24 protein-coding genes and 1 pseudogene are annotated in these 25,963 nt (G+C 71.4%); 9 read left to right on the top strand and 16 right to left on the bottom strand.

Translation table 11 applies throughout. The annotated features are described in order from the left end of the window. The 4 genes from Q5694_RS17805 to Q5694_RS17820 form a co-directional block, all read left to right on the top strand. Positions 1–143: hypothetical protein (locus Q5694_RS17805; protein ID WP_333934405.1), on the top strand; the 143-nt coding region annotated here is incomplete at its 5' end. A gap of 1 nt (position 144) precedes the next feature. Beyond that, the gene (gene gnd, locus Q5694_RS17810) at positions 145–1,029 is read left to right on the top strand and encodes a phosphogluconate dehydrogenase (NAD(+)-dependent, decarboxylating) (RefSeq protein WP_333934094.1); all 885 of its coding nucleotides are present in this window, start codon (positions 145–147) and stop codon (positions 1,027–1,029) included. Between the two features lie 2 nt (positions 1,030–1,031). Further along, the gene (locus Q5694_RS17815) at positions 1,032–1,619 is read left to right on the top strand and encodes a histidine phosphatase family protein (RefSeq protein WP_333934095.1); all 588 of its coding nucleotides are present in this window, start codon (positions 1,032–1,034) and stop codon (positions 1,617–1,619) included. Between the two features lie 131 nt (positions 1,620–1,750). Further along, positions 1,751–2,413 carry a TetR/AcrR family transcriptional regulator gene (locus Q5694_RS17820; protein ID WP_333934096.1) on the top strand — a complete coding sequence of 221 codons (663 nt, stop codon included), beginning with the start codon at positions 1,751–1,753 and terminating at the stop codon, positions 2,411–2,413. 19 nt (positions 2,414–2,432) lie between these two features. On the opposite strand, the gene Q5694_RS17825 is transcribed toward Q5694_RS17820, so the two are convergent. Both Q5694_RS17825 and Q5694_RS17830 read right to left on the bottom strand, forming a co-directional pair. After that, entirely contained in the window at positions 2,433–2,822 is a 390-nt protein-coding gene (locus Q5694_RS17825; protein WP_333934097.1) for a VOC family protein, read from the bottom strand. After that, a complete protein-coding gene (locus Q5694_RS17830; protein WP_333934099.1) occupies positions 2,819–3,121 on the bottom strand; it encodes an ArsR/SmtB family transcription factor in 303 nt (100 codons plus the stop codon). The genes Q5694_RS17825 and Q5694_RS17830 overlap by 4 nt, the downstream gene beginning before the upstream one ends. 127 nt (positions 3,122–3,248) lie before the next feature. Between Q5694_RS17830 and Q5694_RS17835 the strand changes: the two genes are divergently transcribed. Beyond that, positions 3,249–4,478, top strand: a complete 1,230-nt coding sequence (locus tag Q5694_RS17835; RefSeq protein ID WP_333934100.1) for a serine hydrolase domain-containing protein — start codon at positions 3,249–3,251, stop codon at positions 4,476–4,478. Positions 4,479–4,534: 56 nt separating this feature from the next. On the opposite strand, the gene Q5694_RS17840 is transcribed toward Q5694_RS17835, so the two are convergent. Together Q5694_RS17840 and ribA are read right to left on the bottom strand one after the other, a co-directional pair. After that, entirely contained in the window at positions 4,535–5,584 is a 1,050-nt protein-coding gene (locus Q5694_RS17840) for a saccharopine dehydrogenase (RefSeq protein WP_333934101.1), read from the bottom strand. A gap of 150 nt (positions 5,585–5,734) precedes the next feature. Continuing rightward, positions 5,735–6,394 (bottom strand): GTP cyclohydrolase II, encoded by a 660-nt coding sequence (ribA, locus tag Q5694_RS17845; RefSeq protein ID WP_333934102.1) that lies wholly within the window; start codon positions 6,392–6,394, stop codon positions 5,735–5,737. 41 nt (positions 6,395–6,435) lie between these two features. On the opposite strand from ribA, the gene Q5694_RS17850 reads away from it, so the two are divergent. After that, positions 6,436–7,164, top strand: a complete 729-nt coding sequence (locus tag Q5694_RS17850; protein ID WP_333934103.1) for a creatininase family protein — start codon at positions 6,436–6,438, stop codon at positions 7,162–7,164. A 155-nt stretch (positions 7,165–7,319) separates the two neighbouring features. Here Q5694_RS17850 and Q5694_RS17855 read toward each other — a convergent pair. The 5 genes and pseudogenes from Q5694_RS17855 to Q5694_RS17875 form a co-directional block, all read right to left on the bottom strand. Continuing rightward, a pseudogene (locus tag Q5694_RS17855) lies at positions 7,320–8,393 on the bottom strand (lysylphosphatidylglycerol synthase transmembrane domain-containing protein); the annotation flags it as partial. After that, on the bottom strand, positions 8,390–9,466 hold the full coding sequence (locus Q5694_RS17860) for a class I SAM-dependent methyltransferase (protein WP_333934104.1): 1,077 nt from the start codon (positions 9,464–9,466) through the stop codon (positions 8,390–8,392). The gene Q5694_RS17860 and the pseudogene Q5694_RS17855, both read right to left, overlap by 4 nt. Next, positions 9,463–10,668 carry a glycosyltransferase family 4 protein gene (locus tag Q5694_RS17865; protein ID WP_333934106.1) on the bottom strand — a complete coding sequence of 402 codons (1,206 nt, stop codon included), beginning with the start codon at positions 10,666–10,668 and terminating at the stop codon, positions 9,463–9,465. The genes Q5694_RS17860 and Q5694_RS17865 overlap by 4 nt, the downstream gene beginning before the upstream one ends. Continuing rightward, positions 10,665–11,063 (bottom strand): 6-pyruvoyl trahydropterin synthase family protein, encoded by a 399-nt coding sequence (locus Q5694_RS17870; RefSeq protein ID WP_031118546.1) that lies wholly within the window; start codon positions 11,061–11,063, stop codon positions 10,665–10,667. Before Q5694_RS17870 ends, Q5694_RS17865 begins: the two co-directional genes overlap by 4 nt. A 204-nt stretch (positions 11,064–11,267) precedes the next feature. Then, on the bottom strand, positions 11,268–12,248 hold the full coding sequence (locus Q5694_RS17875; protein WP_333934107.1) for a zinc-dependent alcohol dehydrogenase: 981 nt from the start codon (positions 12,246–12,248) through the stop codon (positions 11,268–11,270). 108 nt (positions 12,249–12,356) lie between these two features. Here Q5694_RS17875 and Q5694_RS17880 point away from each other — a divergent pair, with 108 nt between their 5' ends. Together Q5694_RS17880 and Q5694_RS17885 are read left to right on the top strand one after the other, a co-directional pair. Then, positions 12,357–13,133 (top strand): CDP-alcohol phosphatidyltransferase family protein, encoded by a 777-nt coding sequence (locus Q5694_RS17880; protein WP_333934108.1) that lies wholly within the window; start codon positions 12,357–12,359, stop codon positions 13,131–13,133. Positions 13,134–13,233: 100 nt separating this feature from the next. Further along, positions 13,234–14,193: an ATP-binding protein gene (locus tag Q5694_RS17885; RefSeq protein WP_333934109.1), complete on the top strand. Its 960-nt coding sequence runs from the start codon at positions 13,234–13,236 to the stop codon at positions 14,191–14,193. Positions 14,194–14,259: 66 nt separating this feature from the next. Here Q5694_RS17885 and Q5694_RS17890 read toward each other — a convergent pair whose 3' ends face one another. The 7 genes from Q5694_RS17890 to Q5694_RS17920 all read right to left on the bottom strand — a co-directional run bounded on the left by Q5694_RS17890 (position 14,260) and on the right by Q5694_RS17920 (position 23,895). After that, a complete protein-coding gene (locus tag Q5694_RS17890) occupies positions 14,260–14,802 on the bottom strand; it encodes a hypothetical protein (RefSeq protein WP_333934406.1) in 543 nt (180 codons plus the stop codon). 450 nt (positions 14,803–15,252) lie between these two features. Then, entirely contained in the window at positions 15,253–17,145 is a 1,893-nt protein-coding gene (locus Q5694_RS17895) for a GmrSD restriction endonuclease domain-containing protein (protein ID WP_333934110.1), read from the bottom strand. Between the two features lie 200 nt (positions 17,146–17,345). Beyond that, on the bottom strand, positions 17,346–19,223 hold the full coding sequence (locus Q5694_RS17900) for a discoidin domain-containing protein (RefSeq protein WP_333934112.1): 1,878 nt from the start codon (positions 19,221–19,223) through the stop codon (positions 17,346–17,348). 124 nt (positions 19,224–19,347) lie between these two features. Next, the gene (locus tag Q5694_RS17905; RefSeq protein WP_333934113.1) at positions 19,348–20,706 is read right to left on the bottom strand and encodes a GH1 family beta-glucosidase; all 1,359 of its coding nucleotides are present in this window, start codon (positions 20,704–20,706) and stop codon (positions 19,348–19,350) included. A 29-nt stretch (positions 20,707–20,735) separates the two neighbouring features. Next, entirely contained in the window at positions 20,736–21,575 is an 840-nt protein-coding gene (locus Q5694_RS17910) for a carbohydrate ABC transporter permease (RefSeq protein WP_333934407.1), read from the bottom strand. An 8-nt stretch (positions 21,576–21,583) separates the two neighbouring features. After that, positions 21,584–22,573, bottom strand: a complete 990-nt coding sequence (locus Q5694_RS17915; RefSeq protein WP_333934114.1) for a carbohydrate ABC transporter permease — start codon at positions 22,571–22,573, stop codon at positions 21,584–21,586. Between the two features lie 5 nt (positions 22,574–22,578). Beyond that, positions 22,579–23,895: an ABC transporter substrate-binding protein gene (locus Q5694_RS17920; protein ID WP_333934115.1), complete on the bottom strand. Its 1,317-nt coding sequence runs from the start codon at positions 23,893–23,895 to the stop codon at positions 22,579–22,581. 256 nt (positions 23,896–24,151) lie between these two features. Here Q5694_RS17920 and Q5694_RS17925 point away from each other — a divergent pair, with 256 nt between their 5' ends. Beyond that, the gene (locus Q5694_RS17925) at positions 24,152–25,954 is read left to right on the top strand and encodes a coagulation factor 5/8 type domain-containing protein (protein WP_333934117.1); all 1,803 of its coding nucleotides are present in this window, start codon (positions 24,152–24,154) and stop codon (positions 25,952–25,954) included. The last annotated feature ends 9 nt before the right edge of the window (positions 25,955–25,963 follow it).

Below are 25,963 nucleotides of genomic sequence, written 5' to 3' on the forward strand. Positions count from 1 at the left end.
TCGACCAGTGGGGCGTCGAGCTCGGCAAGGTGCTCGCCAAGCGCGTCGAGCCCGCCCTGACCGAGGGCGCCGACGTCCCCGGTCTCGACCCGTCCACGGCCGCCCTGGTGGCCGCCTACCGCAATCTTCGGGAAGTGAACTGACATGCAGATCGGTCTTGTGGGTCTCGGCAAGATGGGCGGCAACATGCGCGAGCGCCTGCGCAACGCCGGCCACACGGTCGTCGGCTACGACACCGACCCCGAGAAGTCCGACGTCGCCAGCCTGGCCGACCTGGTCAACGCTCTGGAGGCGCCGCGGACCGTCTGGGTCATGGTCCCGGCCGGCGGCGCCACCCAGCACGTCATCGACCAGCTGGCGGGCCTGCTCAAGCCCTACGACACGGTGGTCGACGGCGGCAACTCCCGCTGGACGGACGACGAGAAGCACGCCGAGGAGCTGGGCAAGCGCGGCATCGGCTTCGTCGACGCGGGTGTCTCGGGCGGCGTGTGGGGTCTGAAGAACGGCTACGCGCTGATGGTCGGCGGTGAGAAGGAGACCGTCGACCGGCTGCTGCCGATCTTCCAGGCGCTCAAGCCGGAGGGCCCCTACGGCTACGTCCACGCCGGCCGGGTGGGCGCCGGGCACTTCGCCAAGATGGTCCACAACGGCATCGAGTACGCCATGATGCAGGCCTACGCCGAGGGCTGGGAGCTGCTGGAGGCCGTGGACTCGGTGGACAACGTCCGCGAGGTGTTCCGCTCCTGGCAGGAGGGCACCGTCATCCGCTCGTGGCTGCTGGACCTCGCGGTGAACGCGCTCGACGAGGACGAGCACCTGGAGAACCTGCGCGGCTACGCCCAGGACTCCGGCGAGGGCCGCTGGACCGTGGAGGCGGCGATCGACAACTCCGTTCCGCTGCCCGCCATCACGGCCTCCCTGTTCTCCCGGTTCGCCTCGCGGCAGGACGACTCGCCGCAGATGAAGATGATCGCGGCGCTGCGCAACCAGTTCGGCGGCCACGCCGTCGAGTCCGCGAAGAAGGCGTAGGCGTGGGCGATCTGCTGCTGGTCCGCCACGGCGAGACCGAGTGGAGCCGGAGCGGACAGCACACCAGCTTCACCGACCTGCCCCTCACCCCGCGCGGGGAGAAGCAGGCGGAGTCGCTGGCGCCGCTCCTGGCGGACCGCTCCTTCGCCCTGGTCCTCACCAGCCCCCTCGGCCGTGCCGTGCACACCGCCGACCTGGCGGGCGTGACCGGGGCGGAGCGGGACGCGGACCTGCACGAGTGGTACTACGGCGCTTACGAGGGCGTCACCACCGAGGACATCCACCGCACCCGCCCCGGCTGGGACCTGTGGACGGACGGGAGCCCGCCCGGGCCCGACGGCGAGCCGGGCGAGTCCCCGCAGGACGTCGGCGCCCGCGCCGACCGGGTGCTGTCCCGGGTGACGGACGCCCTGCCGGGCGGCGATGTGCTGCTGGTGGCGCACGGCCACTTCCTGCGTGTGCTGACCGCCCGCAGGCTGGGCCTGTCCCCGGCGGAGGGACGGCTGTTCCGGCTGGAGACGGGCACGGTGTGCCGACTGTCGACCGAGCACGGCCGTCCGGTCGTCGCCGAGTGGAACACCCGGGCGTGACACCGGCTCGCCGGAGGCGGACCCACCGCCTCCGGCGAGAGGCCCCTCACGGGAGGTGGGAGCGCCCCGGGCGGACGCCGCTGCTCCTACAATCACCGGCACCGGCCCCTCCGCCCGCCCGAAGGATCGCGATGACCTCCGCAGAACCGGCACGTCCCGGCGAGCGCGTCCGTGACGCCGTGCGCACGCGGGCCGAGATCCTCGAGGTCGCCACGCGGGAGTTCGCCCGGGCCGGCTACGACGGCGCCCGGGTCGACGAGATAGCCGCCCGCACGCGCACCACGAAGCGGATGATCTACTACTACTTCGGCGGCAAGGAGCAGCTGTTCACGGCCGTGCTGGAGCGGGCGTACGGCACGATCCGGGAGGTCGAGCAGCAGCTCGACGTCGCTCACCTCGACCCGGTGGCGGCGGTGCGGCGGCTGGCCGAGCTGACCTTCGACCACCATGAGCGGCACCCGGAGTTCATCCGCCTGGTGAGCATCGCGAGCATCCACGAGACCCGGCACATCGCCGTGTCCGGGAAGCTCGGCCGGCTCGGCTCCCCCGCCCTGGACGTGATCCGCCGGATCCTGGCGTCAGGCCGGGAGTCGGGCCTGTTCAGGACGGACGTGGACGCCGTCGACGTCCACGCGATGATCTCGTCCTTCTGCTTCTTCCGGGTGGCCAACCGGCACACCTTCGGCACGCTGTTCGGCCGCGACCTGCTCGACGGGGCGCAGCGGGCGCACTACCGCACCCTGCTCGGCGACATGGTGATCGCGTACCTGACCGCACGGGAGCCGGCGCGCTGAGCGCCCGGCCCGCTGCGGCCTACTCCTTGGTGTGCACGATCTGGATGAGGTTGCCGCAGGTGTCGTCCAGCACGGCGGTGGTGATCGACCCCATCTCCAGCGGCTCCTGCGTGAAGCGCACCCCGAGAGCGCGCAGCCGCTCGAACTCCGCCCGCACGTCGTCGACCGCGAAGGAGGCGGCCGGGATGCCGTCCTCGACCAGCGCCGTCTTGTACGGCTGGACCGCGGGGTGCCCGGAGGGCTCCAGCAGCAGTTCCGTACCGTCGGGCGCCTCCGGGGAGACGACGGTGATCCAGCGGTCCGTGCCCAAGGGCACGTCGTGCTTCTTCACGAAGCCCAGGACGTCCGTGTAGAAGCGCAGGGCCTTGTCCTGGTCGTCGACGAAGACGCTGGTGATGTGGATCCTCATGAGGGGTTCTCCGGTTTCTCGGGTTCCTCGGGCGTGAGCCATCGGGTCACGATGCGCTCGAGGGGTGTGGTGTCGAGGTCGTGGAACTTGTAGCGGCCTTCGCGCCGCGTGGCGACGAGACCCGCCGACTCCAGTACGGCCAGGTGCTGGCTGACCGCCTGACGGGACAGGCTCAGACCGTGCTTGGTCACCAGCCGGGTACAGATCTCGAACAGGCTCTGCCCGTCGCGTTCCACCAGTTCGTCCAATATGCGCCGACGGGTGGGGTCGGCCAGTGCCTTGAAGACATCCTCCGCCATGACCCCCACGATAGGCAAGTGGTCACTTGCCTATCAAGTCGGGCCGTTCCGGAGCCATGATGGAGGGGAGGCGGCCCGGGCGGGGTATGCCGGTTCTCACCTCGACGAACGCGACGGAGGAAGAGCGATGGCACGACTGCGGCAAGAGGTCGAACCGGACGAGGCGGGGCTGGATCCGCAGGCGTTGGACCGGCTGGACGAGCACCTCGCCCGCTTCGTCGACGAGGGGCGCCTGCCGGGGTTCCTCGTGTCCGTCGCCCGCGGCGGGCGCGTCGCCCACCTGACCACCCACGGCCTGCGCGACATCGCGGCCGGTCTCCCCGTCGAGCCGGACACCCTGTGGCGCGTCTACTCGATGACCAAGCCCGTCACCGCGGTCGCCGTGCTGCTGCTCGCGGAGGAGGGCCGGCTCTCGCCGGACGACCCGGTCGCCGCCCATCTGCCGGCCTTCGCCGACCCCAGGGTCTACGTCGGCGGCTCCGGTCCCGACGTCACGACGCGCCCGGCCGACGGCCCGATACGCGTCCGGCACCTGCTGACCCACACCGCGGGCCTGACCTTCGGCTTCTACCACACCCACCCCGTCGACGCCCTGTACCGCGCGGCCGGTCTGGAGTCGTCGGTGCCGCCGGGTGCCGACCTGGCCGAGACCGTCGAGGTGTACGCGAGCCTGCCGCTGCAGTTCGAGCCCGGCACCCAGTGGAACTACTCCGTGGCCAGCAATGTCCTGGGCAGGCTCGTCGAGGTGGTGTCCGGGCAGCCGCTCGACGCGTTCTGCGCCGAGCGGATCTTCGGCCCCCTGGGCATGACCGACGCGGGCTTCCACGTCACGGACGAGCAGGCGCCCCGGCTGTCCGAGATGTACGGGGAGAAGGAGGGCGGCGGCATCGCACCGGCCCCCGGACTCCCGCTGCACGGCCGGCCCCGCTTCCTGTCGGGCAGCGGCGGCATGGTGTGCACGGCCCACGACTACCACCGCTTCATGGAACTGCTGCGCCGGCGCGGCGAGTTGGACGGGGTGCGCCTGCTGGCACCGCGGACGGTGGACCTGATGACCCGCAACCACCTGCCCGGCGGCGCCGATCTGCGCGCCTTCGGCAGCCGCCCCGCCCACGACGAACCCGGCAACGACGGCATGGGCTTCGGCTTCAACTGCTCCGTGGTGATCGACCCCGCCCGCACCCGGGAGCCCTCAGGACTCGGCGCCTACGGCTGGAGCGGCGTGGCGACGACGACCTTCTGGGTGGACCCGGGCCGCGACCTGACGGTGCAGTTCATGTCGCAGATGCGGCCCAGGACGTCGCACACGGTCTTCAGGGACCTCAGGAGGCTGGTCCACGCGGCCCTGCCGGACTGATGCCCGACGGCCACCGGCCCACCCGGCGGCACCGGGAGGAGGACGCGGTTCTCGTGTCACTCCCGCGGACCGAGGCCGTGTGCGCGCGTTTCCCGGCGGAAGCGGTCCAGACAGCGCCCCCAGGGCCCGCCGACGCCGAAGTCGAGCAGGTGGGGCAGGAGAGCCGCGGAGAAGTCGGTGCTGGACTCCAGCGGCAGCAGGGAGGGCAGGTTGTCGATCGCGATGAGGTCGAGCGGCGGGGTGTCGCGCAGCCGGCGCGCGGGCGCGTCCCAGTCGGTGGTCTCGTCGTAGACCGGCAGGACGTTGAGCGGGGAGCCGACGTCGCAGGTCACGTCGCACAGGGTGCGCAGGCGCCGGCCGGGGTCGTCGAGGTCCTGCGCGCGGACGAAGGGCGGGACGGGGCCGGTGGCGAGCACGCAGTTCACCATCACGTCGTGCCGCAGCAGGGCGGGGCGGTCCAGGTCGCGCGTCTCTGCGAGGTCCCAGCAGGTGGGGTCGGTGCCGGCAGCGGCGAAGGCCGAGCGGGCGCCGCGGCCGCTGCGGCCGAGGGCGCCGACGACCAGACCGGTGAACTCCCCGTCGCCCGGCGCGGCTTTCAGCGTCTCGTCGAGTTCCTCCTTCGTCGTGGGCGTCAACGGCGCCCGCAACCGCCCCCGGTGCTGCAGAACCGCCAGGGCGGCTCCCAGGTACCCGGCCCAGAACCCGAAGGCCGCCAGGCGCCGCCCGGTGTCGTCCACCAGGTACTCCAGGTCGTACAGCGCCCCGCCCCCGGCGGTGAAGCGGCGCAGCAGTGCGGCCGCTCCGGGCTGGCCCTTGAAGGCGTGGCCGAAGAAGATGTGACGGTGGGTCAATTCGGCCGGTTCGTCCGGGAGTTCCTTGAGGCCGAGCACGACGGCGTCCGGCGGCGCCGACACCCAGGAGCCCGCGGGCGCGACCCGGCAGCCGGCCGCCTCGTACTCCTCGACGGGGAAGACGCGCTGCGGGGACTCCTCGACGGTCAGTTCCACTCCGTTCCCGACGAGCCGCCGGGCGTCGTCGGGAACGATCGGTGTGCGTCGCTCGGTCGTGCGGGCCTCGTGGCGCAGCCACAGGTGGAGCTCGGTCATACCGGGTGGGCCTCCGGACGTGAGGTGCCGGCCGCGGCGGGGCCGGCGCTCAAGGGGCGGACGTCCACGAAGCGTACGCGGCGGGCCGGCCGGCCGCGTGCTGGAACCGGACGGGTCGCGCCGGGTGCCGGGCCCCGCCCGCCCGTACGGTCAGGAGGAGCTGACCACGGCGTCCAGGTGGGGCAGGTGGTGGTCCAGCCGCTCCCGCTTGGTGCGCAGGTAGGTGATGTTGCTCTCGCACGGCGGGATCAGCAGAGGCACCTGCTCGGCGACCGCGATGCCGTGGCCGACCAGCGCCTCGCGCTTGCGCGGGTTGTTGGACATCAGCCGTACGGAGCGCACGCCCAGGTCCTGGAGGATGCGGGCGGCCACTCCGTAGTCACGGGCGTCGACCGGCAGGCCGAGGGCGAGGTTGGCCTCGACCGTGTCCAGGCCCTCCGCCTGCAGGGCCATGGCCCGGAGCTTGGCGAGCAGGCCGATGCCGCGGCCCTCGTGCCCCCTGAGGTAGACCACGACACCGGCGCCCTCGGCGGCGACCGCGCGCAGGGCGGCGTCGAGCTGGTCACCGCACTCGCAGTGCTGCGAGCCGAACGCGTCACCGGTCAGGCATTCCGAATGCAGCCGGACCAGCACCCCTTCGGCGCCTATCTCACCGTGGACGAGGGCCACCTGTTCGTCCCCGCGGTCGTGGTCCAGATAGCCGACCGCCTGGAATTTCCCGTACACGGTGGGCAGAGGGGCATTCACGACGCGTTCCACGCCGGTCCGCTGCGGGGACTTCTTGCCGAGTACGCCAATTTTTTCTGTCATGATTCTCGAGTTCCTAAGCAGAGACGAAAGGCCGTGTCGTGATGAGTGATCTGGTGCCGGCGGACACCACGGAGGACGTACGGATGCGGGGGGCCGGTGTCTCACGGCAGGTCGCGGTGCTTCCCGTGGGGAGCTTCGAGCAGCACGGTCCGTACCTCCCGCTGGCGACCGACACGCTGGTCGCCTGTGCCGTCGCGCGGGAGATAGCCGGCGCGTACCCGGTGCACCTCCTTCCTCCGGTGACGATCTCGTGCTCGCACGAGCACGCGGCCTGGCCGGGGACGGTGAGCATCTCCGCGGTGACGCTGCACGCGGTGGTGCGGGACATCGCGGCCTCGCTGCGCCGGTCCGAAGTCGACGCCCTGGTGGTGGTCAACGGGCACGGCGGCAACTACGTGCTGGGCAACGTCGTCCAGGAGGCCTCGGCCCGCGGGGAGCGCATGGCGCTGTTCCCGGCACCGGAGGACTGGGAGGCGGCGCGGCTGCGGGCGGGTGTGGTCACCTCGCTGCTGACCGACATGCACGCGGGGGAAATCGAGACCTCCGTGCTGCTGCACGCTCATCCCGAAATGCTCCGACCCGGATACGAGACTTCCGATTTCGTCGCCGACGACCGTCGTCATCTGCTCACCCTCGGCATGTCCGGCTATACCGATTCCGGTGTCATCGGGCGTCCTTCACTGGGTTCGGCGGAAAAGGGGAAGGAACTCCTGGCGAGCCTGACGGAATCCTTCGGGACGTATTTCTCGATGATGACCTCAGGCGCGTAGCCGGCCGCCGCTGCGCGACCGGGAACCGGGTCCGCCGCGGCGGGCCGGGGACCGGTGCGCAGTCCCGCGTACCAGCGGGCCACGAGCACGACGGCGCCGGGCAGGCTCGCCACGAGGCTCAGCACCCCGTAGACGACCGCGACGGCCAGTCCCCGGCCGGCGCCCAGACCGGCGGCGCCGAACGCCCAGGCGGTGACGCCCTCGCGCGGCCCCCAGCCGCCGACGTTCAGCGGCAGGCCCATCGCCAGCAGGGCGAGGACGGCGAGGGGCAGCAGGACGGTCACGGAGGCGGCGGTCCCGGCCACGCGGGCGGCGAGGACGAACATCGCGACGTAACCTGCCAGGACCACTACGGAGGAGACGACCACCGCGGGGCCGTTGCGCCGGGACAGCAGCCCGTCCCGGACCCCGGCGAGCATCGCCCCCGGCCTTCCGGTCCGGCCCGTGGGCGCGGAGCGGCTCATCCGCAGGGCGATGACGACGGCGAGCGCCCCGAGGGCGGCCAGGCCCGCGAGCGGCGCGATGTGCCGGGCCCCGGCCAGCACCGGGGACGGCATGGTCAGCAGCACCACGGCCCCGACGGCGAACAGGGCCACCTGCCCGGCCGTCCGCTCCAGCACGACGGCCTTGACCCCGCGCCGTACGTTCCCCTCGTTCTGCCCGTGCCGCACGGCCCGGTGCACGTCGCCGAGGATGCCGCCGGGCAGGGCGGCGTTCAGGAACAGCGCCCGGTAGTAGTCGGCGACGGCGGCTGCGAACGGCAGCCGGATCCTGAGGCCCCGGGCCACGGCCATCCACCGCCAGGCGCTGCACACGGTGGTGACGAGCCCGATGCCGAGCGCGAGCACGACGGCCCCGCCGTCGATCCGCCGCAGGCCGTCCACGAAGACCCCGGTGCCCAGACGCCACAAGAGCACCCCGAGGATGACGACACCGGCGGCGGTCCCCAGGCGCGTACGGACTCCGGCGGAGCCGAGCCGGGCGACGGCGGTGCGAAGGGGGTGGGGCGAGCGGGAGTACGGGGTGCGGCGGCGGGTGGCCTCGGCGGTGTCCGTGACGGCGGTGTCCGTGGCGGTACGGGCGGCGGTGTCGGCCGGGGCCTCGCCGGCGGTGGCCGCTCGCGGGCCGGCGGGGTGCCGGCGGTCGCGGGACGCCGTCGTCGTGTCCCGCGACAGCGTCGCCGCCCCGCACGGCGGCGCCACGCGCGCTCCCGTCGCCCGTGCCGTCATGACGCTCCGCCCACCGGCGGGCACAGGGCCAGGAGGTCGGTGTGGTGCACGGTGACGCTCAACTCGCCCGCGCCGCAGGCCTCCAGCCGATCGGCCAGATACGCGCCGGCCTGCGCCGTCAGTCCGGGCCGTTCCTCGACGGCGGCGCCGACCCAGCCCCGCAGCCACTGCTCGGTCAGCGCGGCCTGCTCGGGCCCGAGCCGCCAGGGGCTCGGATGCAGCCGTACGGTCGCGCCGTGCCCGGAGAACGCCTCGGCCGCCGCCGTCACCGCGTCGGGGCCGAGCAGTCCGTCCCGGCGCTGGTGGTCGTTGAACGCCTGGGCGATCTCCTCGTCCAGCGGGTGCGACGGCGTCAGCTCCACGCGCCCGGCGACGGACAGGGTCAGCAGGGCCGGGCAGCCCGCTCCGGCACACGCGGCGGCGAGCGTCCCGACCTCCTCGCGCGTGAGGACGTCCAGCAGCGCGGACGCGGTGACCAGGGACGCGCCCTGGAGGGCGTCCGGGGTGAGGCGGGCGACGTCGCCGCGCCGGGTCTCCACCGAGACCCGGCTGCCGTCGGCGGCCGAGCGCGGCGAGGCGACGGCCGCGAAGTGCAGCAGGTAGGGGTCGCGGTCGTGCAGGATCCAGTGCTGCGCGCCGTCGAGGCGGGGCGCGAGCCAGCGGCCCATCGAGCCGGTGCCGCAGCCCAGGTCGTGGACGACGGCCACGCCCGGCCGGCCGGGCATGCCGGCGAGCCGGGTCCGCAGCGGGTCGAGCAGGTCGTGCGCCCGAGCGGCGGCGTCGGCCGGCTCGCGCAACTGCAGCCACTCGGGCGCATAACGCGGCGGGTCGTCCGAGCCGGCCTCGCGCAGCTTCAGGGTGGGCCGCGAGCCCGGCTTCCCACTGGGGCCCGCGCCGGGGATGACCTCACCGGGGGACGTCTGCGGTGCGCCGGTGAGGGGGCCCTCACCGGCCCGCTCCCCCGCGGGGGCTGCGGTGCCCGGAGTCTCGTCGCCCATCGGCTCGACCGCCTCCCCGGGGCCCGGCTGCGCCGGAACTCTCCCGCTCCGCTGGGTCGTCACCGGGTTCGTCATGCGGCCCTCCGGGGCTCGGTCGGCAGCCGGCGCAGCACCGCCGCCAGGCTCTGTGCGGTGGTCGCCCAGCCGCCGAGGGCGGCACGGCGGCCGCGGGCGGCGGCCTTGAGGCGGCGCCGTACGTCCGCCTCGCCGAACCAGCCGCGCAGTTCGGCGGCGATCGCGGCGGGGTTCTCCGGCGGCACCAGGATGCCGGGCACCCCGCCGTCGGGGGCGCGGCCGACCGCCTCGGGCAGGCCGCCCACGTCCGTCGCCAGCACGGGGATGCCCCGGGCCAGCGCCTCGGTCACGGCCATGCCGTACGTCTCCGCGTAGGACGTGAGGACCATCAGGTCGGCGGTGGCGTAGCTCGCCTCGAGCGCGGCGCCGGTCTTCGGCCCGGCCAGCTCCAGCCGGTCCTCGAGCCCGTGGCGGGCGATCAGGGCCCGCAGGTGCGCGACGTACTCCGGATCCTGGTTCAGTCCGCCGACGCACACGCAGCTCCACGGCAGGTCGGCCACCGCGGCCAGGGCCTCCACCAGCCGGTGCTGGCCCTTGCGCGGGGTCACGGCGGCCACGCACAGCAGCCGGGAGACCCCGTCGGTGCCGGGCGCGAGCGGCGCGATGTCGGCGCCGGGGGCGGCGACGTGCACGCGCTCCGGGGGCAGGCCGTGGTGGGAGACCAGGCGGCGGACGGCCCAGTCGCTGGTGGCGATCACCGCGGGCACCGCCCGCAGCACGGTCCGCTCGCGGGCGTCGAGTTCGGCGGCCACGGCCGGTTCGAGGCCGGTCTCGTCGCCGAGCGGCAGGTGCACGAGGACGGCCATGCGCAGCCGTCCGGTCTCCGGCACGACGATCTCCGGCACGCCGCAGGCCACGAGCCCGTCGAGCAGGACGACGGCCCCGTCGGGCAGGGCGGCCAGCGTGCGGGCCAGTTCCGTACGGGCGTCCGCCGCCGGCCGGGGCCAGTCACCGGCGACCGCGTGCTTGGCCACCTGCCAGCCGAACCCGGGCAGGTCCAGGCAGACGCGGCGGTCGTAGGCGTTGCCGCCGCTCGGCGCCGCGGGGTCGTCGACGCCGCCCGGCAGCACGAAGTGCACGGTGCGCAGGGACATGGGGATGATCTCGGCGTTCTTCAGGGGAGCGTGCTGCACGGGAACATAGTTCAGCCGCGCGGGCGCCGGCCCGCTCTGCCCGGGCCGTTCGACGCTCGTGTCGGTCACAGCGCACGCTCGTAACTCGCCCAGGCGATGTGCGACTCGTGCAGGGTGACCGTGAGGCCGGCGATGCCCTTGGCGCCCTCGCCGAGAGCACCCTTGTGGATCCGCTCGGCGAGCCGGTCGGCGATGACCTTCGCGAGGAACTCCGTGGAGGTGTTGATCCCCGCGAAGTCGGGTTCGTTGTCCAGGTTGCGGTAGTTCAGTTCGCTGACGACCGCACCCAGTTCCTGGGTGGCGAGCCCGATGTCGACGACGATGTTGTCCTCGTCCAGCTGTTCGCGCCGGAACGTGGCGTCGACGAGGAACGTGGCCCCGTGCAGGCGCTGCGCCGGTCCGAAGACCTCGCCGCGGAAGCTGTGGGCGATCATGATGTGATCGCGGACGGTGATGCTGAACAACGGACGACCCTCCAGGTGCGGCGCGTCTGCTCCCCTGCTGATGGCTGCCGGGGATGCCGTGTAGTACGGCTCCTTCCCTTCCCCCGTTCAGCCTCCGCTACGTCTTTTCTCAAGGTCAGGCGCCGGTGCCCCGGCGGTGCCGGGCCCGCGGGACGAACGGCCGGCCGGGAACCGCCGAGGCCTGCCGGTCGTTCCGGTGGCCCTTCAGCCGCCCGTGCCGTAACGGATGCGGTGGCACAGCGCCGGAATCTCGCCCGAGGCCAGCCTCGGCAGGACGTCCGGCAGGTCCTCGAAGGCCGACTCCCCGGTGACCAGGGCGTCCAGGGCCGGATCGGCGAGCAGGTCGAGGGCGAGGGCGAGCCGGTCGGCGTAGGTGCGGCCGGGGCGGGCCGGGGAGACGGTGCCGACCTGGCTGGAGCGGACGGTCAGGCGCCGCGAGTGGAACGCCTCGCCCAGCGGCAGGCTCACCGCCCGGTCGCCGTACCAGCTCAGCTCGATGACGGTGCCCTCTGCCGCGAGGAGTTCCAGACAGCGGGCCAGCCCCTGCTCGGTCGCGCTGGCGTGCACCACCAGGTCGCAGTCGCCGAGGGCGTCTCGCGGGGTCGCGAAGCCGACGCCCAGTTTCCCGGCGATGCCCGCGCGCGAGGGGTCCGCGTCGACCAGCTGGACGCGCACGCCGGGGAACCGCGCGAGGAGGGCGGCGACCGAGCAGCCGACCATGCCGCCGCCGACCACCGCGATCCGGTCGCCGAGCAGCGGCGCCGCGTCCCACAGCGCGTTGACCGCGGTCTCCACCGTCCCGGCGAGCACGGCCCGTTCGGCGGGCACCCCGTCGGGCACGGGCGTCACGGCGCTCGCGGGTACGACGTACCGCGTCTGGTGCGGGAAGAGGCAGAACACCGTCCGGCCGGCGAGCGGGGCGGGCCCCTCCTCCACCACGCCGACGCTCAGATAGCCGTACTTGACCGGCCCCGGGAAGTCGCCCTCCTGGAACGGCGCCCGCATGGCCGTGTGCTGGCTGGCCGGCACGCCGCCGCGGAAGACGAGCGTCTCGGTACCGCGGCTGACCCCCGAGTACAGCGCGCGGACCAGCACCTCGTCCGCTTCCGGCGCGGGCACCTCGACGTCCCGGATGACGCCTCGCCCCGGCGCGTCGACCCAGAACGCGCGTCCGGTGTGGTTCATCGAAGTCCTCCTGAACGATCGGGAAGCCGCTTGCGTACCGAGGGATGCACAGGCCGCGCACAAGGTAGCGGCCTTGATCGACTCTGTCACACGGCCGGAGGGTGTTCGGTGGCCCTGAACAATAGGTACGACGCGAGGCTCGTCCAGCAGGAGACCGCCGTGGGGGCGGGTGCGCAGGTGCTGCTGCTGGCCCTGATCGGCACGGCGATCGGGCTGGGCCCTGCGGGCTGGCTGAGCGGCCTCGCGTTCGCGGGCGCCACCTGGGCCGTGCTCTCCCGGGCCCTGCACCGGTCCGGGCTGCGCAGCTTCGGCGCGGCGAACCGGGTCACCCTCGGCCGGGCCACCCTCGTCGGCGGCGTCACCGCCCTCGTGGCCGACTCCTTCCGCAGCTCACCGCCCGTGTCGCTGTTCGTCGGCCTGACCGCGGTGGCGCTGATCCTCGACGGGGTCGACGGCAAGGTGGCCCGCCGCACCGGCACCTCGACGCCGCTGGGCGCGCGCTTCGACATGGAGGTCGACGCGTTCCTCATCCTGGTGCTCAGCGTGTACGTGTCGACGCGACTCGGCCCGTGGGTCCTGCTGATCGGCGGCATGCGGTACGTCTTCGTCGCCGCGGCCCGGGTCTGGCCCTGGCTGACGGCGGCGCTCCCGCCGAGCACCGCCCGCAAGACGGTCGCGGCCCTGCAGGGGGTGCTCCTGCTGCTGGCGGGCGCCGGACTGCTGCCGTACGCGGCGAACTTCGCGGTGGCGGTGCTGGCGCTGGCCCTGCTGGTCTGGTCGTTCGGCCGGGACGTGGTGTGGCTGTACCGCAGGCAGCGCGGCGCGACCGCCGGTCCCGAGCAGTCCCCGACCCCGCGCCCGGTACCGGAACTGGTCGCGGGCTGAACGCGACCACCTCCCGAACGGCTCAAGCGATTTGACAGGCACACAGATCACTCCCTAAACCTGACGACATGACATCCATTTTCAACAAGGTGGAGCGGTCGTGAGGGTCGCGTTCGTCGGCAAGGGCGGCAGCGGCAAGACCACCCTGTCGGCGCTCTTCTCCCGCCACCTGGCGCGCTCCGGCGCCCCGGTCCTCGCCATCGACGGCGACATCAACCAGCACCTGGCCGAGGCACTCGGCGGCGAGGAGGTGCCGGCCCCTCCCCTCGGCGCGCACCTGACCGAGATCAAGGACTACCTGCGCGGCACCAACCCGCGCGTCCCGTCCGCCGAGGCGATGATCAAGACGACCCCGCCCGGCCGCGGCTCCCGCCTCCTGCGCCCGCTCGGCGACGACGACCTGCACGCCCGCCACGTCGGCCGGGCCGGTGGCGTCCCCCTCATGGTCACGGGCGAGTTCGACGAATCCGACCTGGGTGTGGCCTGTTACCACTCCAAGCTCGGCGGGGTGGAGCTGTACCTGAACCACCTGGTGGACGGCCCCGGCGAGTACGTCGTGGTGGACATGACCGCCGGCGCCGACGCCTTCGCCTCCGGCCTGTTCACCCGCTTCGACCTCACGTTCCTGGTGGCGGAACCGACCCGGAAGGGCGTGTCGGTCTACCGTCAGTACCGCGACCACGCGGAGCAGTTCGGCATCCGGATCGCCGTCGTGGGCAACAAGGTGACCGGCGAGGACGACCTGCTCTTCCTCAAGCAGCAGGTCGGGGACGATCTGCTGACGCACCTCGTGCAGTCCCCCTGGGTGCGCGCGGCGGAACAGGGCCGCGCGGAACCGGGCCCGGACGCCCTGGCCTCCCTGGAGCCGCACAACCTCCACGCCCTGAGCGTCCTGCGCGAGACGGTCGACGCCGAGGTCCGCGACTGGGACCGGCTGCACCGCCACGCGGTGGAGTTCCACCTGCGCAACGTCCACGCGTGGGCGGACGCCCGCACAGGAGAGGACCTGGCAGCCCAGGTGGACCCGGAGTACGCCCCGGGTCCGCGCGCCCTGGCCTGAGGCTCGGACCGACCCTGGCGCCTGCCGCTTCTTCCCTCTCCTGCCCTCTCGACCGGCTCCGCGGGGCTACTCGATCCCGGTGGCATCGAGTAGCCGGACCACGTCCTTGCGCCGGTACCCGAGCAGCCGGGCGCGGCCGGCTGCCATCAGCACCAGGTGCGCGACGATCTGCGCGGCGTAGCCGTCCTTGTCGCCCGAGTCGCACCACTCCTGGGGCTTGTCGACGCCCAGGCTGTTCATCACGAGCCCGTGCTCGCGGCGAACGTCCGCGACGGTGCCGGCGACCGCGTCCAGGAGCGTCCTGCCCGGCCGCTCGCACTCCAGGGCGAACCACCCCCGGTCCACGGCCACACACCCCTCGGGCGGACTCGCCCGCAGCCCCGCGTACCGCTCGTCCCCGAACCCGGAGGCCCGGAACTCCTCGTGCAGCAGGGCGAACCGGTGGAACCCGGACGGCACCGGAGGCGGCGGCGGGCTGTACTCCCACCCGGCGTCCTCGTACACCTGCCGCTTCACCTCTTCGGCATCGGCGAGCGTCACGGTGAACCCGTTGGCTTCGTTGCGCCCGGTCGTGGTGCCGTCGGCGTTCCGGTGGAAGTGCAGGCCCATGATGTGCTCCCGTCGCTGTGCTGGTGACGGGACGGCACGTCCCGCCACCAGCACGAACGGACCGCGGAGCGTGCGGGTGCCCAGTCCTCGATGCACCATACGATCGCGTGAAATGCGACTCGGCGGGAACTGCCTGGCCCAGACGGGCCAGCGCCAGGCCGAGGCCGAGCGTCGCCCCAGATACCGAATCGTTACATACAGAGCGTCTTGCAGTACAGCGATCAAAGAGCCGACCTACATTTCGGCGGCGCCTCGGCGGCGACCGCTCCGGCCGTAGTCGCGATCACGATGGTGGGAGTCAGTTGGCACCTGGCGCAACCGGTTACCGATGGACGGCTGAAAGTGCTGCCTCGGCTCGGGGCGCAGTTTTGCGTTCTGGCCGCCACCGAACTGGTCCTCGTGCGTTCCGGCGGATGCTCCTCGGCTCCCCCGAGGAGCATCCGTGTACCGTCACCGGATACTCTGCAGCAACTGCCCAGTGGCTGTGACGGTCCAGAATGACCAGCCGTTGCGATTCGGATTGATGTGCGGGTTGATGGCGTGCACAACCGCCACTGCCGCCCCGCTTGGAGTCTCGTACTCGCCATGACCTGGCCCAGAGTGGATCTTCACGACACGGGACCAGGGGTCATAGTAGGCGTCGACCCGTCGGCCTTCGTAGATCGCATGGACTTCTACGCCGTCCTTGGTGCGCAATTCCTGAGCCTCTGCCCCGACCAACGTGGGCGCGGCTGAGTCCTCAACGATCAGCTCGTCGTCGACAGGAAGCCCACCGGTGGTCTCGCGGGTGATCCCGGCATCATAAGAAGGCAGTCCCAGCAGCTTGTTGAGGACGTTGGCCAGCAAACACCTGCGGGCGGCCAAGAAGTCCGGGAACCGGTCCAGGGACCACAGCTCCGGCTCTTCGGGGATCCACTGTTCGGCTAGGCGTTCTACAGCGATCTCCGTCATGTACTGGGCAGGTAGCCTCGAGGAGATCATTTTGTTGGTCTGGCCGGTGATGAAGGCAAGGTTCGCGAGGCTGTTCCACTCCTCCTTCGCGTACGTTCCCTGAACCCGGGCTCGTGGAAATACGTGGTGGAACTCGATCGTGGCACCGCTGTTCATCGGCTGATCACTGATGGCGATGTTGGTCGCCCAGTCACGCGCCGTGCCCCGCAGCGCGGCGATGTACAACAGCTTGAAGAAGGGATGCGTGGAGTACTTCTGTTCCAGGTCCCTCGGGTGCAGGGCGCTGTCCAGCGACCTGGTGCCGGAGGCCCTACGGAGGAGTTCGGCGAAAAGGCCCTCCCCTTCACGCGACTTGATCAGCCTGGCCTCGGCATCGAGCTTGCCCTCGACTTGGAGGGAGTAATGGCTGAACGCCATCGCCGTGTACACCCAGCGGCGCAACAGCTGGGCCTCGCCCGGCCGCAGTTTGCCGTCCCGATGATGCAGGAGCAGTGCGGGCACGATGGTGACGTTCGGTGACGAGAGAACCTCGGACCGAGGGATGGAGCACTCGCCTTTCAGGAAGTCGATGGCGTAGCGCAAAGCCCGCTCGGTGTGCTGCCACGCCTCCTTCAGCGCGGCTTCGCTCACCTCCGCCCCGATGAGCTTGATGTGGTGCGCTCCAGTGCCCGCGAGGAGACTCATGAGGCGCAGGACCGCTTCCCTGTTCAAGGCGAAGTTGCTGTCCCGCAGCTCTTGGTGGAAGGAGTCCATCGTGTCCAGGCCGTCGGCCCAGCGGGCCGCGATGGCGCTGTATACGAGATCGCCCTTGGACAACCGACGGCCGCCCTTGTTCAGTCGCGCGAAGAGTTCGGCGACCTCCTCGTAGTCATCCGACTCATAGGTGATGACGGCGATCTGATGGTGCCGGATGCTGTTCACCTTCTGCATCCGTCGAGTCCACGCTTCGAAGTTCGGATCGTCGAACGGCACCCCGGCCCTGAGCAAGACCTGGTAGAACTGCACGTTCTCCTGGAGCAGTGTCGACACCGGGATCAGCAGGGGGTCCTTGCGCTGGACGGCGCTGGGGTTGACGAACTCCTCGGTACGCACGTCGAAACGCAGATCGATCAGTCGGCCATCGGCCTTCGACTCGGGACGGTACACCCAGGCGAGGGAGGTCAATCGCTGTTGCCCATCGAGCAGATAGAGAGGCTGGTGGATCGACTTGTCCGTCTGGACGACGGCGGCGGTCTTGAAGGGAACCGTCAGATTCGTCTTCCACAGCAACAAAGCACCGACCGGGTAGCCCCGGTAGAGCGAATCGAAGAGGTCTCGCACATCCGGTCGCATCCACACGAAGTCCCGTTGAATGGACGGGATGACGACCTTGCCGTGCAGCAGGTCCTCCACCTGCGAGATGATTTTCTCGTTAGCCAACCCCATGCCGCCCCCAACGCGCCAGTGATCTACAGCACAAACCATAGCCACCGTTTGTGATCGGCGGGTCACTACGTACAACCAGGCCGTGGGCAACCGAAGCACGCGCACCCGCACGCGACGGAGCCGCCGGAAGCCCTTGGCTCCCAGCGGCCCACCGCCATACCCGACGCTCACCCCTTCTGTTCCACCCGGACCCAGTCCACCTCCGCCCGTACTCCCCCACCTGCGATCCGGTCCACGCTCGACTGGGGCAGGCCCCAGTACGGGGTCGTCACCTTGTTCCAGCCGGCCGGGTAGGCGCCGCCCAGGGCCAGGTTGAGGATGACGTACTGGTCGTGGTCGAAGACCCACTGGCCGCGGGTGGACTCCAGCTTGTTGCGGGTCGTCTCCTGGACCAGGCGGTCGTCGACGTAGAAGCGCATGGTCGTCGGGGTCCACTCGACCGCGTACGTGTGCCACTGGTCCGCCCGGCCGCCCCCGGGATACGTCTGGCGGGCGCCGATGTTGCCGTCGGCCGAGTAGCCGGGGCCGTGCAGGGCGGTGCTGGTCCAGTCCGCGTAGCCGATGTTCTCCATGATGTCGGTCTCGCCGGAGGACGGCCAGCCGACCGAGGGGTCGTCGACGTCGCTGCCCAGCAGCCAGAACGCCGGCCAGAAGCCGTCGCCGACCGGGAGCTTCATGCGGGCGCTGACCTTGCCGTAGGTGAAGTCGAAGCGGGTGTGGGTGTCGATGCGGCCGGAGGTGAAGTCGTAGGTGGCGCCGCCCGCCCGGGTGCAGCCCTTGCAGTACTTCGCCGACAGCACCAGCGCGCCGTTCTCGGTGCGGACGGTGTCCGGCGAGTCGACGTACGCCTGCGCCTCCCCGTTGACCGAGCCCATCTCCGTGCCGGTGCGCACCACCCGCCACTTGGAGCGGTCGAGCCCGGAGGTGGTGAAGTCGTCGAAGAACGTCGTGCGGTAGGTGCCCGGGCGCTCGGCGGGGAGCGGCGGGTACGCGGCCGTCGCGCTGCCGCCGGTGCCCCAGACCTCGAACTCGTAGAGCGAGTAGCCGAACTGGGCTGTGGACGGGGCGGGGTTGTGGAAGGAGCGGCGTTCCTTGCCGAGCATGCGGACGTAGCGGCCCGTGACCGGCTGCGGCAGGCGGATCGAGTCGTGCAGGCCGACCGCCTCCGCCGGTGACTTCACGTTCGCGCGGCGCGTGGCGACCTCGGCGGACGAAGGGCGGTACACGGTGCGCCAGGTGCGGTTGTCGTCGGACACCTGCAGTTCGTAGTCGACGGCGTAGGCCGCCTCCCAGTAGAGGTCGACCGTGTCGATCGTGGAGGTGGCGCCCAGGTCGACGGAGACCCAGCGGTCGGCGTTCCAGTCGCTCGACCAGCGGCTGATGTCGGCCTTCAGGTCGGCGGGCCGGCCGCCGTCCGTGACGTACGCCGGGGAGTTGCCGGCGTGCTGGTGGTAGTTGGCGTACGCCGGGTGGTGGAGGGCGAGGTTGGTGCGGGTGGTGGAGGCGGGGGCCGGTTCGCCGCCGTAGATCTTCATCGCCCACAGCGAGTAGCCGTAGGGCGTGGCCCGTTCGACGCCGCGGAGGCGGACGTAGCGGGCGGTGACCTCCTGGGGGTGGGTGTGCGCGGTGACCGAACCGCCGGTGCCGGCCGTCTCGGTGAAGAAGGGCGTCCAGTCCGTGCCGTTGCGGGAGGACTCCAGGACGTACCGCTTGCCGTAGGCCGCCTCCCAGTCCAGGACGACCCGGTCGACGCGGATCGTCGAGCCGAGGTCGACGCGGATCCACGCGTTGTCCGCGAAGTCGCTCGACCAGCGGGTGGAGCCGTTGCCGTCGAAGGCGCGGCCCGGGGCGGTGTCGGGGTTCTCGCTGCCGGAGGCCGTGACGGCGGCCGGGTTCACGGCGTACGCGGCGGCCGCGCGGTCCGTGTCCCAGGCGGCCGCCGCGGCGGGTGCCGGCGGGGCGGGTGCCGCGAAGGCCGGGCCCGCGGACAGCAGGGCCAGTGCGGCGAGGGCGGTCAGGAGGGTGCGGGGCGTTCGGGACGGCATGGCTCTCTCCTCCGGTGGGGGGACGTACCAACAGGACGTTCTGACGCGTACCTGACAGTCGCGGGAGGTGAAGCCGGGGTGGGCGTGGACTCCCGCGTTCCGCGCCCACCCCGGCGTTCGGGGTTCAGGCCGCCTTGCGCGCCTGATTCCGGTGGGACCGGACCACGTCGGCGTACCGGTGGCCCGTGCCCTTGATCGTGCGGCGCTGCGTGGCGTAGTCGACGTGGACCAGGCCGAACCGCTTCTCGTAGCCGTAGGCCCACTCGAAGTTGTCCAGCAGGGACCATGCGAAGTAGCCGGCCAGCGGGGCCCCCTTGCGGGCGGCGGAGGCGCAGGCGGCGAGGTGGCCCAGCAGGTAGTCCTGACGCTCGGGGTCGTCGACGGTGCCGTCGGGGCGGACGACGTCGGGGAAGGCCGAGCCGTTCTCCGTGACGTAGAGCCGGCGGGCCCCGTAGTCCTCGGTGAGGCGCAGCAGCAGCGTCTCGATGCCGCTCGCGTCGATCTCCCAGTCCATGCCGGTGCGCGGGACTCCCTCGCGGCGCACGGTGCGGGCGTACGGCGCCGGGCCCTCGGGGTCGTCGGCGACCGTCTGCGGGAAGTAGTAGTTCAGGCCCAGCCAGTCCAGCGGCGCCGCGATGGCCGCCGAGTCGCCGGGCTGCTCGGGGAGTTCGACGCCGTAGACCTCGCGCATGTCGTCCGGGAAGCCGCGGCCGTGGACCGGGTCGAGCCACCAGCGGTTGGTGTGGCCGTCCATGCGGCGGGCGGCGGCGAGGTCCTCGGGGCGGTCGGAGGCCGCGTGGATGGTGGAGAGGTTGTTGACGATGCCCACCTGGGCGCCCGGAACCGCCGCCCGGATGGCGCGGGAGGCCAGGCCGTGGCCGAGCAGCAGGTGGTAGGAGGCGCGCACGGCGGCGGTCAGGTCCGTCCAGCCGGGGGCCATCGTGCCCTCGAGGTGGCCGATCCAGGCCGAGCACAGCGGCTCGTTGAGGGTCGCCCAGTGGGTCACGCGGTCGCCGAGCCGCCCGGCGACGACGGAGGCGTACTCGGCGAACGCGTGGGCCGTGTCGCGCTCCGGCCAGCCGCCGCGGTCCTGCAGCACCTGCGGCAGGTCCCAGTGGTAGAGGGTCACCGACGGGGTGATGCCGGCCTCCAGCAGCCCGTCGATCAACTCGTCGTAGAAGGCGAGGCCCTTGGCGTTGACGGGACCGTCGCCGCCCGGGACGACGCGCGGCCAGGCGACCGAGAGGCGGTAGGCGTTCACGCCGAGCCGGCGCATCAGGCCGATGTCCTCGCGCCAGCGGTGGTAGTGGTCGCAGGCGACGTCGCCGTGGTCGCCCCCGGCGGTCTTGCCGGGGGTGTGCGAGAAGGTGTCCCAGATCGACGGCGAGCGGCCGTCCTCCGCCACGGCTCCCTCGATCTGGTACGCCGAGGTGGCCGTGCCCCACAGGAAGTCGTGCGGGAGTGCGGCGAGGTCGATGGTCACGGAAGTCCCTTCGAGAACGGGCGAGTCGGTCACTTGACGGCTCCTGCCGTCAGGCCGGCCACGAGGTAGCGCTGGAGGAGCAGGAAGCCCGCGACCACGGGCACGCTGACGACCAGCGAGGCGGCCATGATCTGGTTCCAGTACACGTCGTTGAGGGTGGAATAGCCCTGGAGGCCGACCGCCAGGGTGCGGGTGGTGTCGTTGGTCATCACCGAGGCGAACAGGACCTCGCCCCAGGCGGTCATGAAGGCGTAGACGGCGACGGCGACGATGCCGGGCACCGCGGCCGGGACGACCACCCGGAACAGGGCGCCGAGCGGTCCGCAGCCGTCGACCAGGGCGGCCTCGTCCAGGTCCCGCGGCACCGAGTCGAAGTAGCCGATCAGCATCCAGATCGAGAACGGCAGCGAGAAGGTCAGGTAGGTGAGGATGAGCCCGCCGCGGGAGCCGAACAGGGCGATGCCGGTGGCGTTGCCGATGTTGACGTAGATGAGGAAGAGGGGCAGCAGGAAGAGGATGCCCGGGAACATCTGCGTCGACAGGACGGTGACGGTGAAGACGCGCTTGCCGCGGAAGTCGTAGCGGCTGACGGCGTACGCCGAGAACACCGCGATGACCACCGAGCAGACCGTCGCCGCGCCCGCCACCACCAGGGAGTTGACGAAGTAGCGCGCGAGCGGGACCGTCGACCAGATGTCGATGTAGGGGCGGATCGTCAGCTCGCTGGGCAGCCAGCGGAACTTGCCCGTGACGTCGGCGAGGGGCTTGAGGGAGCTGGAGACCATGACGTAGACGGGCACGAGCACGAAGCCCGTCAGCAGGGTGAGGAAGATGCGCCGGGACCACTGGAAGGACCGCGGCGGGGCCAGCGGGGAACTCATGAGGCGGCCCTCCGTCCGCGCGAGGTCAGAGCCAGGTACACGCCCGTCACCACCAGCAGGAACAGCAACAGCAGGACGGACATCGCGGAACCGGTGCCGAAGTTCCAGGTGACGAACGAGGCCTGGTAGATGTGCACCGAGATGAGGTCGGCGGCCTCCGGCGCCGTCCGGCCGAACAGGACGTACGGCGTGTTGAAGTCGTTGAACGTCCACAGGAACAGCACCAGGACCAGGACCTGGTTGACGGGCCGCAGGGACGGCAGGGTGATGCGGCGGATCTGCTGCCAGACGCCGGCGCCGTCCAGGGCGGCCGCCTCGTACAGCTCGCGCGGGATGTTCTGCAGTCCGGCCATGACGATGAGGAAGGCGAACGGCCAGCCCTTCCACACCGACACCACCAGCAGCGCGATGAAGCTGTTGTCGCCGATGAGCCAGAACGACGGCTTGTCGGTGAGGCCCAGCTGGTCGTGCAGGACGTGGTTCACCAGGCCGTTGTCGTGCTGGAACATGAAGACCCAGGTGATGACGGCCGCGTAGACGGGCAGCGCGTACGGGATGAGGAACAGGGCCCTGAGCAGGCCGCGGCCCCGGAAGGTGTCCTGCATGCAGATGGCCGCCGCGGTGCCGATGAACCAGCACAGGCCCACCGACAGCACGGTGAAGGCGACCGTGACGAGGAAGGAGTGCAGCAGCGCCTCGCCGACGGGGGCGTCGAAGTCCACCGACACCCGGTAGTTGTCGAGGGCCGACCAGGGGGCCGCGCTCCAGTCGCGGATGTAGAACTGGGTGAGCTCCTTGAAGCTCATGACGATGCCGATCACCATCGGCACCAGGTGGACGAGCAGTTCGAGCAGCAGTGCCGGCAGGAGCAGCAGGTAGGGCAGCCCGGCGCGGTGGATCCGTCCGGGGCGGCGGCGGGGGCCGCCCGCCGCCCCGGACGGGCTCTTGCGGACCGGCGGGGCGCCGGCTTCAACCGTGGTGGTCATCTTCGTCAGGCCGCCGGCATCTGCTGCTGGGCCTTCTCCAGGGCCGCCTTGACCGAGGCCCGGGTCACCGCGCGTCCGGCGGCCGCGTCGGCGAACAGGTCCTTGATGGCGGTGCCGACGGCCGTCTCGAACTGCGACTCGTGGGCGACCTGCGGCAGTGCGACCGCGCTCTTGGCGAGGGTGTCCTTGAGGACGGCGTTGGCGGGCGTGCTGAAGGCGCTGTCGGACTGCGCGGACTTCACCGGCGGTATGGAGCTGTAGGCCTTGTTGAGGATCCTCTGCTCGTCGTCGCTGGTCATGAACTTCACGAACTCGGTGGCGCCGTCGAGGTTGTCGGTGTTCTTGAAGACGGCCAGGTTGATGCCGGCGACCATCGAGTTGACCTGCTTGCCGGTACCGGGGGTGCCGGACTGCACGGGCACGGGCGCGATGCCGTAGTCGTCCTCGCTCATGCCCTGGGACTTGAGGTTGGCGGAGGCGGACTGCCACAGCAGCATCGCGGTCTTGCCCTTGGCGAAGTCGCTCACCGACTGGTTCTGCGCGTACTCGGCGTTGCCGGGCGCGATGACCTTGTCCTTGGCCATCAGGTCGACGTACTGCTTCACGGCGGTGACCACGCCGTCGCCGGTGAAGTCGGCCTTGCCCTCGGGGGTGAAGAAGTCGGCGCCGTGCTGCTTGGCGAAGACGAACGCGTGGTGGATGTTCTCCGAGGGGTTCGAACCCTCCGCCCCGAGGCCCCACTTGCCGCCCTTGGAGAGCTTCCTGCCGTCGGCGACGAGCTCGTCCCAGGTGGCCGGCGGCTCGGAGATGCCCGCCTCGGCGAACATCTTCTTGTTGTAGTAGAGCGCGTACGACATCGAGTACAGCGGGACCGCGGCCGGGTCCTTGCCCTCGGCGCCGGTGGAGCCGAGCGCCGAGTCGACGAACCTGTCCCGGCCGCCGATCTTGTCGAAGTTCTTGTCGTCCCAGGGCAGCAGGGCTCCGGTGGCCTGGAGCGAGGCGCTCCAGGTGTTGCCGATGTTCAGCACGTCCGGGCCCTGGCCGGAGGTGGTGGCGGTGAGGATCCGGTTGAGCAGGTCGGACCAGGGGACGACCTCCAGCTTCACCTTGATCCCGGTCTGCTTCTCGAACTTCGCGAGCTCGGGCTGGAGGACCTTCTTGTCGATCTCGATGCTGGCGCCCTGGTTGGAGGCCCAGTAGGTCAGCGTCTTGGGTGAGTCGTTCGATCCGCCGCCCGTCGCGGAGCCGCCTCCGCAGGCCGTGGCCGCGAGGGCGAGTGACAAGGTGACGGCGCCTGCCGCCGCGGCTCGGATGCTGCGCATGGCTGCTCGTGTCCCTTCCGGGAATTTACGGGGGTACATCTCCCCGACCGCCTCCCCGACCCGCGGGTGAGACGTCATGGCTTAATTTAGGACGTGAGTTAATCCCCGGAAGCCGGTCACGTCAAGGGTTTGGGCACAGTCTTCGAACTCCGGTCGCAACCCTTGACGCATCTGTTCCGGGGATGAACCATTCAGCGGCGAGAGAGCGCTCCCCACACCCCACTCCGTTCACTTCATGAACCAGGAGAGCCGCCCCATGCCTGCAGACTCCCCGTCCTCCCGCCCGCCCCTGCCCGGCCGCCGCGCGGTGCTCGGCGCCGCGGCGGCCGCGTCCGCCCTCGCGGCCGTGCCCGGCACCGCGGCGGCCGCCCCGGCCGACCGCCGGCGTCCCGGCCTCGGGAAACCGCGCGCCCTGCCCGGCGGCGGCGACCTCGGCCCGAACGTGCTGGTCTTCGACCCGTCCACGCCGGACATCCAGGGCAGGCTGGACGAGGTCTTCCGCCGGCAGGAGTCGGCCCAGTTCGGCACCGGCCGCTACCAGTTGCTGTTCAAGCCCGGCACCTACCACGGCCTCAACGCGCAGATCGGCTTCTACACGTCGATCTCCGGCCTGGGCCTCTCCCCCGACGACACCACCATCAACGGCGACATCACCGTGGACGCCGGCTGGTTTGGCGGCAACGCCACGCAGAACTTCTGGCGCTCGGCGGAGAACCTGGCCGTCGTCCCGGTCAACGGCACCAACCGCTGGGCCGTCTCCCAGGCGGCCCCGTTCCGCCGGATGCACGTGCGCGGCAACCTCAACCTCGCCCCGAGCGGCTACGGCTGGTCCAGCGGCGGCTACATCGCCGACAGCCGGATCGACGGCCAGGTGCAGCCGTACTCGCAGCAGCAGTGGTACACCCGGGACAGCGTCGTCGGCGGCTGGCTCAACGGTGTGTGGAACATGGTGTTCTCCGGCGTCGAGGGCGCTCCCGCGCAGGGCTTCCCCAACCCGCCGTACACCACGCTGGCGACGACGCCGGTGTCCCGGGAGAAGCCGTTCCTCTACCTCAGCGGCAGCGAGTACCGTGTGTTCCTGCCGGAGAAGCGGACCAACGCCCGCGGCGTCACCTGGGGCAACGGCACCCCGCGGGGGACCTCGCTGCCCCTGTCGCGGTTCTACGTCGCCAAGCCGGGCGTGACCGCGGCGACCCTCAACCAGGCCTTGGCGCAGGGACTCCACCTGCTGCTGACGCCCGGCATCTACCACCTGAACGAGACGGTCCGGGTGGATCGCGCCGGCACCGTGGTGCTGGGCCTCGGGTACGCGACGCTCATCCCCGACAACGGCGTCACCGCGCTGCGGGTCGCCGACGTCGACGGCGTGCGGCTGGCCGGGTTCCTCGTCGACGCCGGGCCGGTCAACTCCGCGACGCTGCTGGAGATCGGGCCGCGCGGCGCCTCGCGGGACCACTCCGCCAACCCCATCACCGTGCAGGACGTGTTCATCCGCATCGGCGGCGCGGGCCCCGGCAAGGCCACCACCAGCATGGTGGTCAACAGCCGCCACACCATCGTCGACCACACCTGGGTCTGGCGCGCCGACCACGGCGACGGCGTCGGCTGGGAGACCAACCGGGCGGACTACGGCGTGGTCGTCAACGGCCACGACGTGCTGGCGACCGGCCTGTTCGTGGAGCACTTCAACAAGTACGACGTGCAGTGGTTCGGCGAGCGCGGCCGGACGATCTTCTACCAGAACGAGAAGGCGTACGACGCGCCGAACCAGGCCGCGATCCAGAACGGCTCCGTGAAGGGGTACGCGGCCTACCGGGTCGGGGACGGCGTGACCAGCCACGAGGGCTGGGGCATGGGCAGCTACTGCTACTACAACGTCGACCCCACGATCGTCCAGCACCACGGCTTCGCGGCGCCGAACCGGCCCGGGGTGCGCTTCCACGACCTCCTGGTGGTGTCCCTGGGCGGCAACGGGCAGTACGAGTGCGTCATCAACGACACGGGGGCGCCGACGTCGGGCACGTCCACCGTGCCGTCGACGGTGGTGTCCTACCCGTGAGGCGGCGGC

Source organism: Streptomyces sp. AHA2, assembly GCF_036857595.1.
GTDB lineage: Bacteria > Actinomycetota > Actinomycetes > Streptomycetales > Streptomycetaceae > Streptomyces.